10 protein-coding genes are annotated in these 14,391 nt (G+C 36.0%); 8 read left to right on the forward strand and 2 right to left on the reverse strand.

The annotated features are described in order from the left end of the window. The first annotated feature begins 5 nt into the window (after nt 1-5). Nucleotides 6-3,125: a SusC/RagA family TonB-linked outer membrane protein gene (locus tag ACFOWA_RS10880; RefSeq protein WP_378985006.1), complete on the forward strand. Its 3,120-nt coding sequence runs from the start codon at nt 6-8 to the stop codon at nt 3,123-3,125. A gap of 18 nt (nt 3,126-3,143) precedes the next feature. Next, entirely contained in the window at nt 3,144-4,439 is a 1,296-nt protein-coding gene (locus ACFOWA_RS10885; protein WP_378985008.1) for a RagB/SusD family nutrient uptake outer membrane protein, read from the forward strand. A 41-nt stretch (nt 4,440-4,480) separates the two neighbouring features. Here the strand turns inward: ACFOWA_RS10885 and ACFOWA_RS10890 are convergent, their stop codons facing one another. Next, nucleotides 4,481-5,227: a DeoR/GlpR family DNA-binding transcription regulator gene (locus tag ACFOWA_RS10890; protein WP_378985010.1), complete on the reverse strand. Its 747-nt coding sequence runs from the start codon at nt 5,225-5,227 to the stop codon at nt 4,481-4,483. 235 nt (nt 5,228-5,462) lie between these two features. Here ACFOWA_RS10890 and ACFOWA_RS10895 point away from each other — a divergent pair, with 235 nt between their 5' ends. From ACFOWA_RS10895 to ACFOWA_RS10910, 4 genes are all read left to right on the forward strand, one after another. Then, nucleotides 5,463-8,564, forward strand: coding sequence for a SusC/RagA family TonB-linked outer membrane protein (locus ACFOWA_RS10895; RefSeq protein WP_378985011.1), 3,102 nt, complete (start codon nt 5,463-5,465; stop codon nt 8,562-8,564). A gap of 16 nt (nt 8,565-8,580) precedes the next feature. Then, entirely contained in the window at nt 8,581-10,170 is a 1,590-nt protein-coding gene (locus ACFOWA_RS10900; RefSeq protein WP_378985013.1) for a RagB/SusD family nutrient uptake outer membrane protein, read from the forward strand. A gap of 7 nt (nt 10,171-10,177) precedes the next feature. Further along, entirely contained in the window at nt 10,178-10,963 is a 786-nt protein-coding gene (locus ACFOWA_RS10905) for a DUF4397 domain-containing protein (RefSeq protein WP_378985015.1), read from the forward strand. A 138-nt stretch (nt 10,964-11,101) separates the two neighbouring features. Beyond that, complete coding sequence (locus tag ACFOWA_RS10910; RefSeq protein ID WP_378985017.1) at nt 11,102-11,461, forward strand: hypothetical protein; 360 nt, start codon at nt 11,102-11,104, stop codon at nt 11,459-11,461. A gap of 46 nt (nt 11,462-11,507) precedes the next feature. On the opposite strand, the gene ACFOWA_RS10915 is transcribed toward ACFOWA_RS10910, so the two are convergent. Beyond that, the gene (locus ACFOWA_RS10915) at nt 11,508-12,110 is read right to left on the reverse strand and encodes a porin family protein (protein WP_378985019.1); all 603 of its coding nucleotides are present in this window, start codon (nt 12,108-12,110) and stop codon (nt 11,508-11,510) included. A gap of 152 nt (nt 12,111-12,262) precedes the next feature. On the opposite strand from ACFOWA_RS10915, the gene ACFOWA_RS10920 reads away from it, so the two are divergent. Both ACFOWA_RS10920 and ACFOWA_RS10925 read left to right on the forward strand, forming a co-directional pair. Next, nucleotides 12,263-12,478 carry a hypothetical protein gene (locus tag ACFOWA_RS10920; RefSeq protein ID WP_378985021.1) on the forward strand — a complete coding sequence of 72 codons (216 nt, stop codon included), beginning with the start codon at nt 12,263-12,265 and terminating at the stop codon, nt 12,476-12,478. A gap of 197 nt (nt 12,479-12,675) precedes the next feature. Continuing rightward, complete coding sequence (locus ACFOWA_RS10925; RefSeq protein WP_378985023.1) at nt 12,676-14,367, forward strand: S41 family peptidase; 1,692 nt, start codon at nt 12,676-12,678, stop codon at nt 14,365-14,367. The last annotated feature ends 24 nt before the right edge of the window (nt 14,368-14,391 follow it).

Consider the following 14,391-nt stretch of genomic DNA (forward strand, 5'->3'; position numbering starts at 1 on the left):
ATTTTATGGAAAAAATTTACCAAAAATGGTTGTCAAAGTTTCTTTTAATTTTGATGATTCCATTTCTGTTGCTCTTATTAACAGAGGTGGCTCATGCCCAAACCAAACGCTATACCATTAGCGGAAAGGTAACAGATGGCACAACAAAAGACCCTATTCCTGGGGCTGTAGTAAAAATATTAAATACTACATTATCAACCAGTACCAATTCAAATGGAGCTTACAGTTTTGCGGTTGATTTAGCTGCAGGCAAATATCAGGTACAAATATCTTATGTAGGCTATAAAACCATAACGCAAACTGCCGATTTGGGCAGTTCAGACCAAATTCAGGTAAATGGTGCTTTGGGTACTGATGCTGTTGGTTTGGATGAAGTTATTGTTACAGGTACATCTCAAGGTACAACCCGTAAACAATTGGGTAGCTATGTAAGTACCGTAAAAGGTGATGATTTAAATAAAGCACCAAGCGGAAATGCATTGGCATCGTTACAAGGTAAAACACCAGGTGCGCAAATTAGTCAGAACTCAGGCGACCCGGCTGGAGGAATTTCTGTGCGTTTACGCGGTGTTAGCTCTGTAAACTCATCATCAGAACCACTTTATATTATTGATGGGGTAATTGTAAACAACTCTACCACTCGTGTTACCAATACATCAGGAAATTATGATGGTGGAAACTTTGTAGGTAGTATTGGGCAAAACAGAATGGTAGATATTAGCCCGGCCGATATCGATCATATAGAGGTTTTAAATGGTGCGGCAGCTGCTGCAATTTATGGTTCGAGGGCTAATGCCGGTGTAATTCAGATTTTTACCAAACGCGGTAAAACAGGAACACCGCAAGTTAGTTTTAACACAAGCTTAACAATAAGCGAGTTACGCAAAGAAATAGAAGTAAACCAATCGCCAACTAAATTTGGCGGCTCTGTTGATTTGGTAACACAAGATGTTTTAACCCCAACGCTTACTACAACAACACCAGTTACAAGGTATAACTATCAAGATTATATTTTTCATACTGGCATTGGTAGCGATAATTCAATATCTGTATCTGGAGGTAATGATGATACAAAGTTTTATACATCAGCAGGTTATTTCTATAATCAAGGAATAATAAAAAATACCGATTTCACTAGAATGAATTTCAGAGCCAATTTAGACCAGAAAATTAATAAATGGGCTAAATTAACCGCTGGATTTAATTATGTACATAGTGATGCGAATGAAAAACCAGATGGAAATTCATTCTTCTCGCCTATGAATTCGGTAACCATTATCGGTAACTTTCATGATTTATTTACCAGAGATGTTTTAGGTAATTTAAAAGCTGTTGGCGAACGTGGACGAGTTAATCCGGTATCTGTTATTGAAGATATTAAACAGCGCCAGTTTACCAATAGAATTATTGCGAATACAGGTTTAAAACTTAACCCGGTAAAAAACCTTACCATTGATTATACCATGGGCGTTGATAATTCCATCCAAAACGGAACAACGTACATACCTCCGTTTGCCTATAATGTAAGTACGGGTTTTTATGGCGGCGGTCCAACTTTAGATCCATCATTAAATGGCTATGCAAGTGCCGCAAATGCAACAACTACGTTATTTAATAACGAGTTAAATTTCACTTATGATGCTAAAATCTCTGACTTATTAAGCTCTACAACACAGTTGGGCGGTTCTTATCAATACCAGAAAGATCTTTACAGTCTTTTAAATGGTCGTGGTTTGGCTCCTTTTGTAGAAGTTGTAAATGGTGCTAGTACCGTATTGCCGAACGTTGATAGCCGTTCAGAATTCTCAATTAGCGGTGCATACTTGCAACAAAATTTTAAGTATAAAGATCACTTATTTGTAACGGGAGCAATCCGGGTAGATCAATCTACAGTTTTTGGTGAAGACAATAGAACTCAATTTTATCCAAAAGCAAATGTGAGTTATGTTTTATCATCTGCAGATTACTGGAAAAATCTAGGTGTTTCATCTTGGTGGAATGCTTTTAAACTAAGAGCAGCTTACGGACAATCGGGCAATTTAACTGGAATCGGTGCTTACGACCGTTTTAATGTTTATACTCCAAGTGCGTTGAATAGCAGAACATCTTTAACCTCGCCAACAACATTGGCAAATGCTAACGTAAAGCCTGAGCGCCAGCAAGAGTTAGAGGTTGGTACAGACATGTCATTTTTTAACAACCGTTTAGGCTTAACATTTAGCTACTACGATAAAAGTGTTAAGGATTTACTATTAGGTGTTGTAATTGCACCAACAACCGGTTTTTCTAGTCTATTAGACAATATCGGAGGAAAGCTTAAAAATAAAGGCATCGAGTTAATGCTTACTGGTGTACCTTTAAAAACACAAGATTTTTCTTGGACGACAACCGTAATTTTCAATAGAAATAGAAATAAAATTGTTGGCTCTGGAGCACAGAGGTTAATATCTACCAATGCTGGTGCACCAGTTTCAATAACAGATGGCTATCCGGTTGGTGTATTTTACGGAACTTTCTTCGCCAGAAATCCTGATGGAAGTTTATTGTTAAATGCTCAGGGAATTCCACAAACGGAAAGAGGAGCACAAAAATCAGCAACTGAATTTGAAACGCAAAGAACCAACGGACAGCCATCGGGCACCGTTTTACGTAAAGTATTAGGCGATCCGAATCCAGATTATACAGGGTCATTCGTAAATGATTTTACCTATAAAAAGTTAAGCTTGCACATACAATTAGATGCAGTACAAGGTGGTGATGTTTGGAATGCCGACTGGAGAACCCGTCAAGGTGTTGGAAATGGAAAGGTTGCGGAAGCAGAGCAACTTGGACAATTGCCTAGAGGTTATGTAGCCGGTGTCTATAATGTAGAAGAATGGCGTATCGATGATGGTTCATTTGTTAAATTAAGAGAGGTTTCATTAAGCTATAGTATTGGGCAAGTGAAGTTTATTAAAAACTTAACAGTTAATTTAAGCGGTAGAAACTTATTTTCTTGGGATAATTACAAAGGTTACGACCCAGAGTTAAACTCTGGTGGGCAATCAACAATCTTAAGAAATATCGATTTTGGTTCTGTGCCAATTCCGCGTACTTTCTCTTTAGGTTTACAAGCAAGATTCTAATATTAAAACTTAATTGTTATGAAAAATTTGAAATCAAAATATATAGGGTATGCATTCCTGTTTACATCAGTTACATTTCTAGCTGCTTGTACTAAAGAATACCTAAACCCAAATGCCGCTACTAGTGGCGATGTGTTAACGTCGGCTAAAGGACTAACTGGTGTTACCGTAGGTTTGCAAAAAAATTACTCTACCACCAGGGCAGGAGTATTATACGCTTCAATAACCTTAAACGGATTAACAACCAACGAATTAATATCAATTAATACAGGTAATACAAACGAAGAAAGATTAGTTGCCGGTGGCGTACAGGTTGATGGTACCAATACTGTATTGTTGAGTATTTGGGCTACATCAAATAAGATTATTTACGATGCAGACAATGTAATTAGCAATGCCGCAACCCTGCCAGATAAAAATTATGCTGCAGGTTTAATAGCGCATGCCAGTATTTTTAAGGCATTGGCTTTAGGTAACTTATCCGAATATTGGGAAAGAGTACCCGCTAGTACAGGGCAAAATGTTTCTTTTATTTCAAGGGTAGAAGGTTATACTAAGGCAATTGCAGTAATTGATAATGCTTTATCTGTAATTTCAGCAAATCCTATAAGTACGGCATTCTTTAGTAACATTCCATCTGGTATTGATATTCCAAATACTTTGAATGCGCTAAAAGCTCGTTACGCATTATTTGCTGGCAACTATCCTTTAGCATTAACAAGTGCAAATCTGGTTGATTTAACAAAGCGTTCTACATTTACATATGATGCGTTAAATTTGAATCCTATTTTTGAAATCGCAACATCAACCAATAATGTTATACAACCTAAAAATTTAAGTTTAGGGCAAACCGGTGTTTATGTGCCAGATGCTAACGATGCCAGAATTCCTTTTTACACAGTAGTTAATACAACAGTTCGCATCAACGGTTTTGGAGCATCAACTTTTGCTCAAATCCCGGTTTATTTACCAGGAGAAATAACACTTATTAAAGCAGAAGCTTATGCTCGTCAAGCTACACCAAATTTAAACGGTGCTTTAACTGAATTAAATAAAGTTGTTACTAAAACAGCTGCTGCAGATCCTTTCGGAGTAGGTGCCGCTTTGCCTGCCTTAAACGGAACCTACACACAAGCAGAACTGTTTGATTTGATCTACAAACACAGATGTATCGAACTCTTTATGTCGGGTTTAAAGTTAGAAGATATGCGAAGGTTTAATCAACCACTTGCTGATAGAAAGAGGAATTTCTTCCCTTACCCATTTCAAGAACGCGATAATAATCCTAATACACCTGCCGATCCGGCATTTTAAACAAAAAAATGGTTCCGACTTTACGCCGGAACCATTTTTAATTATAGGATGTTCAAACTTTTTATTTTGTATCCAGAAAGTGCTTCATCAGCGGCATCCAATTCGGTAACCAAGTAGCTGATGCTTTCGATGGCACAAACCTTTAATCGCAACGCAATATCTAATTTCTCAGATATACATAGTACAGCCGATTTTTTAGAACAGGCCAACATAGCTTTTTTTAACTGGTTAATTTCCCAATCTGTATCGGTTAAACCTTCTTCCGGATGGATGGCACTTGTTCCCATTAAACATAAATCGGCTTTAATTTCCGAAAGCTGAGTAATTACATGTCCGCCGTAAGTAATCTGCGAATTTTTTGAAAAAAGACCACCGATTAAAATAACCTCAATATTATTATACTTTGCCAATTCTACAGCCACCAATGGGCTTATGGTAAAAAAGGTTGCTTCGATAGCCTCAGGAAGTTGCTTTACAAATTCTAAAATGGTAGTTCCGCCACCCGTTAAAACAACCATTCCATCTTTAATTAGGTTGGTTGCTTTTTTAGCGATGATGATTTTGCTATCTCTGGCATACACAGTACTATCATCAAATGAAGAATGATAAGATTTCGATAATGCACCTCCATGAACCTTAAAAAGCAATCCTTGATCAACCAATTCTTGCAAATCTCTTCTAATGGTATCTTCAGAAACATTTAATAATTGAACTAAATCAGAAGTTAGCACCCGGTTATGAAGATTAATTTGGCGCATGATGAAATCGTGCCGTTCTTTTTTGAGCATATAGGTTTGGTTTACACGAAAGTAAAAATTATTTTCAAAATTGTGCGTGTTTTTGCGGTTTTGTGCAATTATATACTGTTGGTTGTAAATAAAATAGTTACTTGTTTGTTCTTTTATTGAAAAACATTTATGATATTAGCCTAATATTAAATAACATGCGGTATTTTGCGTGTTTTTACAAGAATCAACCCAAACATCAAACAACTAAACATTTTACTAACCTTATTGGCAGTTTATGAAAAAAAAGTTACTCTTAATTTTTATCGGTACGTTTTTGTTGTTGGCTCATGCCATAGCGCAACAAATAACCGTTACCGGTAGGGTTACGTCATCCGACGGACCAATACCGGGTGTTTCTATTAAAGTTAAAGGAAGCACGGTAGTTTCTCAAACAAATGGAGATGGTACTTATTCCATCAAAGCATCAAAAACAGATGTTTTAACGTTTTCTTATATTGGTTATGCAACCGTGGAAAGAAGCGTTGGTGTAAATACAGTTATTAACGTGGCATTACAATCTGATGCAAAAGGATTGGATGAGGTTGTGATTACTGCGTTAGGTAATACAGTCAAAAAACGTGAGTTGGGAACATCTCAACAAACGGTATCTGGTGCTGCAATTGCTGGTACACAAAGAGAGAACTTCATTAATTCCCTTCAAGGGCGTATTGCAGGCGTTGAGGTTACAAGTTCTTCTGGCGTACCAGGTGCATCTTCATCAATTACAATTAGAGGTGTAAGTTCTATTAGTGGCAGTAATCAGCCACTATTTGTGGTAGATGGTTTACCAATAGATAATAAGACTCTGAATACAAGTGCATTTTATTCAGATAATAGTTCAACTACTGCGTTTTCCAATCGAGGTGTTGATTTTACCAACCGTGCAGCCGATATTAACCCAGAGGATATTGAAAGTCTTGTTGTTTTAAAGGGTCCGGAAGCAGCAGCGTTATATGGAATTGATGCCGCCAATGGTGCAATTGTAATTACAACGAAGCGTGGTAAATCAGGTCAAGGATCAATTAATTATAGCAATAGTTTTCGTATAGAAAAAACCAGTGCCAAACCAGAAATTCAAGGCGTATATGGATTAGGTACAAATGGTATTTCTGGACCAGGCACACTTCAATATTTTGGACCTGCTTATGCGCCTGGTACAGTTTTATACGATAATATTGATGGTTTTTTTCAGACGGCACTTACTCAGAAACATAATCTATCTTTCGATAGGGGTGGTCAAGACATGAGTTACAGGATCTCTACATCATATACAGCACAAAATGGAGTCGTTCCAAATTCTAATTACGATAGGTTTACTTTAAATGGATCTACTAACGGCAAGTTGAATGATTGGATGAAGGTTGATTTGTCCATGACTTACACTTATGCTTTGAATAATCAACCTTTTAAAGGATCTGGAGGTCCGTTAATTGGATTGCTTTTATGGCCTCAAGAAGATGATGCGAGAAACTATTTAACGGCTGCAGGTACGCGTAGGAGATTTACAACTGCCACAGATTTAACATCAGAGATTGAAAACCCATACTTTAACGTAAATAAGAATAAAATTAATTCTATTCAAAATAGGATAACTTCAAATTTTGGCTTTACAATTACGCCAGTTAAGTGGCTTAATCTAAAATCAAACATTGGTTTTGATGTATATTCTAACAAAAATTTATTGCTGAGTCACCCAGAAAGTTCTAGAGGGTTTAATAAGCAGGGAATTATGGATGTTGCAAATGACAATACCAGAAATATTAACGTTCAGAATTTACTGAATTTAACCAAGCAAAAAATAACCTCTGATTTGTCTTTCGATGCTACGTTAGGTAATGCAATACAAGACTTAAGATCTACTATCGATGCTCAGTATGGAGAAGGCTTTTTAGAGCCTAACTTCATCTCTATCAATAATACTACAACGACATTGAGAAATGCAAAATCTTCTATTTCGCAAAGAAGATTATTCAGTTTGTTTGGTCGTGCAACTTTAAGTTATAAAGATTATTTATATATAACCGCTACTGGTAGAAATGACTGGACATCTACTATTCCAATCGGGGCTAATTCATTTTTCTATCCTTCTGTATCTGGTAGTTTTATATTTACTGAAGTTCCTGCTTTTAAAGAAGCTTTAAGTAGTGTGTTTACTTCAGGTAAATTAAGAGCTGCTTTTGCTAATGTTGGTAAAGATGCCAGACCTTATAGTTATGTTCCTTCATTGGAAAGTAAAGCAACTGTTGGTGGAGGATTTGGTTACGGTTTTACTGGGCCAAATTTGGCTTTAAGGCCGGAGTTTGCAAGTTCCTACGAGGTAGGAACAGAATTGGCATTTTTTAAAGATAGATTGGGATTAGATTTTACTGTTTATCGTAAAGAAACTTCCGATCAGATTGTTAACGATATTAGAGGTAGCTATGCCACTGGATATGTTTTATTCAATTTAAATGGAGCTAAAACCAGAAATGAAGGTATCGAAATAACCTTACGTGGTACGCCGATTAAAACAAATAACTTTAGCTGGAATGCCCTGGTAAATTTTGAAAGTGCAAGAGCTACCGTTATAAGTTTACCAAATGAACTTCCTGAATCTTATGTTTCTGATACCAATGTATATGGAACAATTAGAAATGGTACAACTCCTGGTTATTCTACAAGATCTTTAACAGGAACATTCTATTTAAGAAATAATAATGGAGATATTTTAATCAATCCAGTATCTGGATTGCCAGTTAGATCATCGGTTGTTATTCAAGGCGCTGGAAAGGGGTACGACAGACAACCAGATTTCTCTATTGGTATCAACAACACTTTCACTTATAAAGACTTTGCATTGTCATTCTTATTGGATATTAGAAAAGGAGGCGATGTGCTTAATGCTACACAAAGTTTTCTTACACAAAGAGGCTTAAGTACCATGACACTGGATAGGTTAACTCCAAGAATTGTTACAGGTGTTATTCAAGATGGTAAAGAAAATAGCTCAAATCCAACAATCAATAATATTTCAGTCACTCCCTTTTACCAAAATGCTTATTATACAACTTTAAGTGAAGAGCTTTTTATCGAGAAAGATATCAACTGGATAAGATTAAGGGATGTTACCTTACAATATCGTTTATCTCAAAACTTATTAAAACGCCAAAAATTTGTTAAGAGTGCAAGCATCTTTGTAACCGGAACAGATTTATTCTTAATTACAAATTATTCGGGGCTCGATCCCGTTGTGAATGGAAACACAGCTGCAGTTGGTGGTTCTGGTGCTTCTGGGATTGATTATGGTAATTTCCCAATACCAATAGGATTAAACTTTGGCGTTAAAATTGGTTTATAATAAGGAGAAATAAGAAATGAAAAAATTATATATACTATTAATATTAGGAAGTCTTATTTCCACAAGTGGTTGTAAGAAATTCTTGGATGTAAATACAAATCCCAATGCACCACAATCGGTAGAAGCCAATTTATATTTATCGCCAATGCTGCATTGGATGGCTTCAGCACCCCAATTTGATGGAATTTATATTGGGCGCTATACCCAGAATTTAGCCTCTACAGCTACCCAAGATATTTGGGAAAGGCATGGCAATAATCAAGCGGGTACAGCACCTGATCAGGGTGCTCAGATATGGAGAGCCACTTATTTTGATTTTGGGCAAAATTTAATCGATATGACGAATAAGGCAGAAAGTCAGCAACGTTGGGATTTATTAGGTGTAGCGCAAATTTTAAAGGCATGGGGATGGCTTACTGCTACGGATGCCAATGGTGAAATTATTATTAAAGAAGCATTTGACCCAAATAAAACTTCTTTCAGTTATGATACACAAGAATTTGCATATCAAGAAACATTAAGATTAATTGATGCTGCTATAGCCAATTTAAGGAGAACAGATGGAGCAGTAAACGATGCTTATTTAGGTAAAACGGATTTTGTTTATAGAGGTAACCGTGCTCTATGGATTAAATTTGCTTATGGCTTTAAAGCAATGGTTTTAAATCATTATTCTTATAAAACATCACTTTACAAACCAGATGATATTATTGCTGCAATTGATGCCTCGTTTGCTGGGAATGCTGACGATGCTTTAATTCCTTATGCGGGAACAGCAAACGATGATGCCAACTTTTTATCAGCAACAAGAAATAACATAGGCACACTAAGGCAGACGAAATTTATCCTTTCATTACTGGATGGTACCACATTTACGGGGGTCGTTGATCCAAGATTATCCAGAATGCTTGCTCCATCTCCAGATGGATTATATCGTGGTCTTGAGCCAACTTTAGGGATAGGAGCATTAACTGCAGCCCAACAACCATTAAATCTTTGGGGCTACGCTTCTCAAGCAGCTGCAAATGCCTCAGCCACTACACCTGCTAGGTATTTATTTGCACGTAAAAATAAGTTCCCAATCATGACTTATTCCCAGTTGCAGTTCATTAAAGCTGAAGCCGCATATAAAAAAGGGGATAAAGCAACTGCTTTAACGGCGTACAGAAATGCAATTTCAGCGCATTTTGACTTTGTAAATGCAAGAAATACTGATGATGGACAAACTCCAACTCAAATAAGTGCAACGGAAAAAAGTGCTTACCTCGCATCGCCGCTTATTATACCAGTAAATTCAAATGATTTGACACTTTCACAGATTATGTGTCAAAAATATATTGCGCAATGGGCATGGGGTCATTTAGAACAATGGACTGACCTTAGAAGATACCATTACACAGATAAGGATCCAGTTACGACAAATCAGGTGTTTATAGGGTTTACTATTCCTACAGTACTTTTTCCTGATAATCAAGCTAAAGTGGTTCAAAGAATGCGTCCTCGATTTAATTCAGAATATGTTTGGAATAGAGTTGGGCTTAGTGCGATTGGTGGTTTGGCAACTGATTATCAAACTAAAGAAATGTGGATAACAACGCCTCAATAATTTAATTATGAAAAGAAAATACATCATATTAGCAGTAATACTGTTAACTACAATAATTTATTCTTGTAAGAAAAACGCTGTTCAAGAAATTTCAGCACCGATATCTGGAGCACAATTAAAATATTTTAATTTCGCACTAAATGCTCCAGTTGTTAATTTTTATGCTGGAAGTACAAAAGTTACAGCTGCAAGTTCTACCACGGGTGTAGAAAGTGGAACTTCTGGAGTTGCGTTTTCAAATGTTTATCCCTCAACGAACGCATATGCTATTATTGCCCCAGGAACTTATGATTTTATGGCACAACGCCCTAGCACAGCTGCGGCAGATCCTAATCTGGTTATTGCCACTTTAAACAAACAGGTGGCTGAAGGCAAAAATTACTCTATATATTTATCGGGTCTTTATAACACCACAACTAAAAAAACGGATGTATTTGTGATTGATGATGTGCTGCCCGCTATCGATACATCTGGGGCTTATGTACGTCTTGTTCATGCTTCTTACAATGCAAATCCTTTTGATTTGATAATGAAAAATACTACAAGTTTGGTAGAAACCACTGTTGCAACAAATGTAGCTTATAAAAGTGCTTCAAATTTTGTTAAGGTGCCACAGGGTGTTTACGATTTAATATTAAGGTACACTGGTACAGCAACCAATATTGTAATTAGAACTGCGATAAGTGTTACGAAATCCAATACATATAGCTTTAGTTTAAGAGGAGATATAACATTGCCTTACACGGGTACTGCGGTTAACCGGCCAGTTATTGATAATACACCTAATCGGTAATTGGAGTATATGATTTTAAAGCCTCGGATTGATCCGGGGCTTTTTATTAAAAGTAGATTAAATAGTCATTTAAAATATAAAACTATTACAATTTATTGTAATAGTTTTATATTTTAAAATCTATCTAAACTTAAAATTATGAATTTTAGAAAACTATCCCAACTTGGAGTAGCTTTTGCGGTTCTATCTTTAAGTACTAGTGCTTACGCAATTCCAACTCCTAAAAATCGAACATCTATTAATGCATTAGCGTTGGTAGAAGACGCTACTTACAATGTTTCATATGATTCTTTTGTGTTAGGCGCATTGCCTCTTTGGATAAGTAGATCATTTGATGATGGACCTAAGCACATCCTATTAAGGATACAATTTGAAGGGTCACCTTCTGTTTATGAGATGGTCGATTTTGTAGATGGAACCGAATTGCAGATTACCTATAATCAATACGCAGGACCAGGCTTTGTTGAGGTTAGTATTGAATCCATTACTCCATTTTAAAAATAATGCCTTTGAGAGTTTCAAAGGCATTATCTTTTGTATCACCTTACAAAATCTTAAATCCTAAACTCAATTGAAATAAGTTAGGGGTTTGCTTGTATTTTTCGCTTTTACTAATATTTGTTAAACCGGCTTCATAACGTAAATCAACAGAAATAGAACCAACATCTACACCTGCACCTGCTTGTAATCCAAAAGCCTGGTTTTTGTAGTTGTCAAAATCTGTTGCTTGTTGGTAAGCCGAGCTAAAGGTAGAACTATCATCTAAAATTAATGATAAAACTGGTCCGGCCATAACGCGGATATTGTAATTCTTACTTCCAAATTTTGTTCCTAATAAAACAGGAACATCTAATGTGGTAAATTTTACTTTTCCTTCGGCGGCGATTTCGGTATTGCTGTTATTGGTAAAGCTTATAAATTTATTGCCTTTGCTACCAATGTAGGCTTCGGGTTGTACATAAAAGCTAGCACCGCCAATTCTGGCCCATGCGCCAACTTGGTAACCTAATCTGTTTTCTTCGCTTGCAAAATCGGCATCAATTTTAGCAAGATTTACGCCCGCTTTAATGCCGAGATTAAAAGTTTGTGCCTGTGCACTTGCCCAACTTATGGTTAGGAAAGCAATAGAGAAGATAATTTTTTTCATCGTGTTTAAGTTTTTAAGGGTTTTTCAATATAACGCACATTTAACAGAATTATCATATACTGCCAAAATCTATTTAACCTTGCAACAAAATTGTATAAAAAAGATGTCAATCAGCGATAATATTTTTACTTTTGTTTCAAATCAATACAACGATGGCAAATTTTCAATTAACAAAAGATAACGCAGAAAAAGTTAAAATTAAGTTTTTTAGAAAATACCGCGATCTTGTTAATCAACCTTTAGATTTTACTCCAGGAAACGAAGATAAATTAGTAGATGATATTATGCGTTTGGTTAAACGCAATCGTACTTATGTAGAATTTACCCTTCAAAAAGCCCTTGCTGATACTAAAGGCAACCGACTTTAATCTATTATTTTTCCATTTTTTTATTTTTGCTTATCTGGATTTGTGCATTGATGGTAACATTAACAATTCCTCGTCTATTTAGCAGATTAGCCTGTTTTTAATCTTTATCTCTTTTTGTACATTTACGCTGTACAATTCAATAATAAATCTCGAAGCAGGATTTCAATTTTGCCAGCAGATTTCAAATTCAACAAGGGATGAAAAAAATTAAATATTTAATTATTACGGCAGTTTCTGGAATTGCTATTTTATCCTTTTCTTTTAAAGAAGATTTATTTCTGGTTTCGAAAAACCTCGACATTTTTGCTTCGCTCTACAAAGAAATCAATATTAATTATGTTGATGAAACCAGTGCGCCCGAATTAATGAGAACCGGAATTGATGCAATGCTGGAAAGTTTAGATCCATATACAGAATACGTTCCTGAATCGGAAATTGAAGATTATAAACTAAAATATGTAAGCACACAGTATGGCGGTATTGGCGCTGGAACTGTAATAATTGATGGAAAACTTTTCGTTAATGAAGTAAGCGAAGGTTATGCCGCTAATAAATCTGATGTTAAAGCTGGCGATCAAATCATCAAAATTAATAATATCGAAATTAAGGGAAAGGAACGTGGGCAAATTAGTCAGCTCCTCCGCGGACCAAAAGGAACGGCTGTAGATTTAACCATAAACCGAGATGGCAAAGAGCTGGTTAAGAAAATCATCCGTGAGGAAATAAAACAGCCAAATGTGTCTTATTTTGGAATGGTTGGTGATGGTGTTGGATATATTAAATTGGATAAGTTTTTGGAGAATTCTGGACAGGAAGTTAAAGATGCTTTATTGACTTTGAACAAAGAAAATCCAAAAGGTATAGTACTCGATTTACGAAATAACGGGGGCGGCATATTGCAAGAAGCCGTAAAAATTGTAAACCTTTTTGTTAATAAAGATTTGCTGGTTGTAACTCAAAAGGGCAAAAATGCCGAGAAAACCATATCATATAAAACACAATTTCCACCAGTTTCAATGGCTGTTCCACTGGTTGTTTTGGTAAATAATAATTCAGCTTCGGCTTCAGAAATTGTTGCCGGCTCACTCCAAGATTTGGATAGAGCTATTGTAATTGGTCAACGCAGTTATGGTAAAGGATTGGTACAACAAACTTTCAATTTGCCTTACAACAGTTTGGTAAAAGTTACGGTAGCCAAATATTACACTCCATCGGGTAGATGCATTCAAAAACTCGATTATAGCCACAAAAATGCTGATGGTGTTGCAGAACGTTTTGCCGATTCCACCATAACGATGTACCAAACTAAAGCTGGCAGAAATGTTTATAGCGGCAATGGCGTATATCCTGATATAGTTGTTGAAGCGGCAAAATTGAGCCCTATAACCATAACGATGTTAAATAAAAGCATGTTTTTTAACTATGCAAATCAATATAAAAAAGACAAGCCTAGTGTAGCATCAGCCAAAACATTTCAAATTACAGATGCCGATTATGCGGCTTTTGCAAATTCACTTGCAGATAAAGATTTAAGTTATCAAAGCCGAACAGAAAGATTACTGACCGAGTTGCGCTACGAGGCAGATAAGGAAAATAAAACTGCTGAAGTTAAAGCCGATTTGGAAAGCCTTAAAAATAAGCTAACTTCTGCTAAAAAAGCTGATTTGGCAAATCATAAATCAGAGATTAAGCGAGTTTTGGAAACTCAAATTGTGAGTCGATATTTTTATGAAAAAGGGAGAATTGAACAGAGTTTCCAATACGATAAAGAACTAAATGCTGCTAAGTTGGTTTTTAATAATCAGCCTCAAATGCTAGCCATTTTAAAAGGCGATGGCAATTATAAGGTAATTGGTAAACCTGTTAAAGAAAGCACAACTATAGATTAGCAGCAATAAGCTGTACTCAAGTTT

It is taken from the genome of Pedobacter lithocola, from assembly GCF_042650845.1.
GTDB classification, from domain to species: domain Bacteria; phylum Bacteroidota; class Bacteroidia; order Sphingobacteriales; family Sphingobacteriaceae; genus Pedobacter; species Pedobacter lithocola.

Excerpts from the sequence above, each read along its gene's own strand:
- ACFOWA_RS10880 (WP_378985006.1), top strand. The coding sequence starts at position 6 with ATGGAAAAAATTTACCAAAAATGGTTGTCAAAGTTTCTTTTAATTTTG.
- ACFOWA_RS10885 (WP_378985008.1), top strand. The coding sequence starts at position 3,144 with ATGAAAAATTTGAAATCAAAATATATAGGGTATGCATTCCTGTTTACA.
- ACFOWA_RS10890 (WP_378985010.1), bottom strand. The coding sequence starts at position 5,227 with ATGCTCAAAAAAGAACGGCACGATTTCATCATGCGCCAAATTAATCTT.
- ACFOWA_RS10895 (WP_378985011.1), top strand. The coding sequence starts at position 5,463 with ATGAAAAAAAAGTTACTCTTAATTTTTATCGGTACGTTTTTGTTGTTG.
- ACFOWA_RS10900 (WP_378985013.1), top strand. The coding sequence starts at position 8,581 with ATGAAAAAATTATATATACTATTAATATTAGGAAGTCTTATTTCCACA.
- ACFOWA_RS10905 (WP_378985015.1), top strand. The coding sequence starts at position 10,178 with ATGAAAAGAAAATACATCATATTAGCAGTAATACTGTTAACTACAATA.
- ACFOWA_RS10910 (WP_378985017.1), top strand. The coding sequence starts at position 11,102 with ATGAATTTTAGAAAACTATCCCAACTTGGAGTAGCTTTTGCGGTTCTA.
- ACFOWA_RS10915 (WP_378985019.1), bottom strand. The coding sequence starts at position 12,110 with ATGAAAAAAATTATCTTCTCTATTGCTTTCCTAACCATAAGTTGGGCA.
- ACFOWA_RS10920 (WP_378985021.1), top strand. The coding sequence starts at position 12,263 with ATGGCAAATTTTCAATTAACAAAAGATAACGCAGAAAAAGTTAAAATT.
- ACFOWA_RS10925 (WP_378985023.1), top strand. The coding sequence starts at position 12,676 with ATGAAAAAAATTAAATATTTAATTATTACGGCAGTTTCTGGAATTGCT.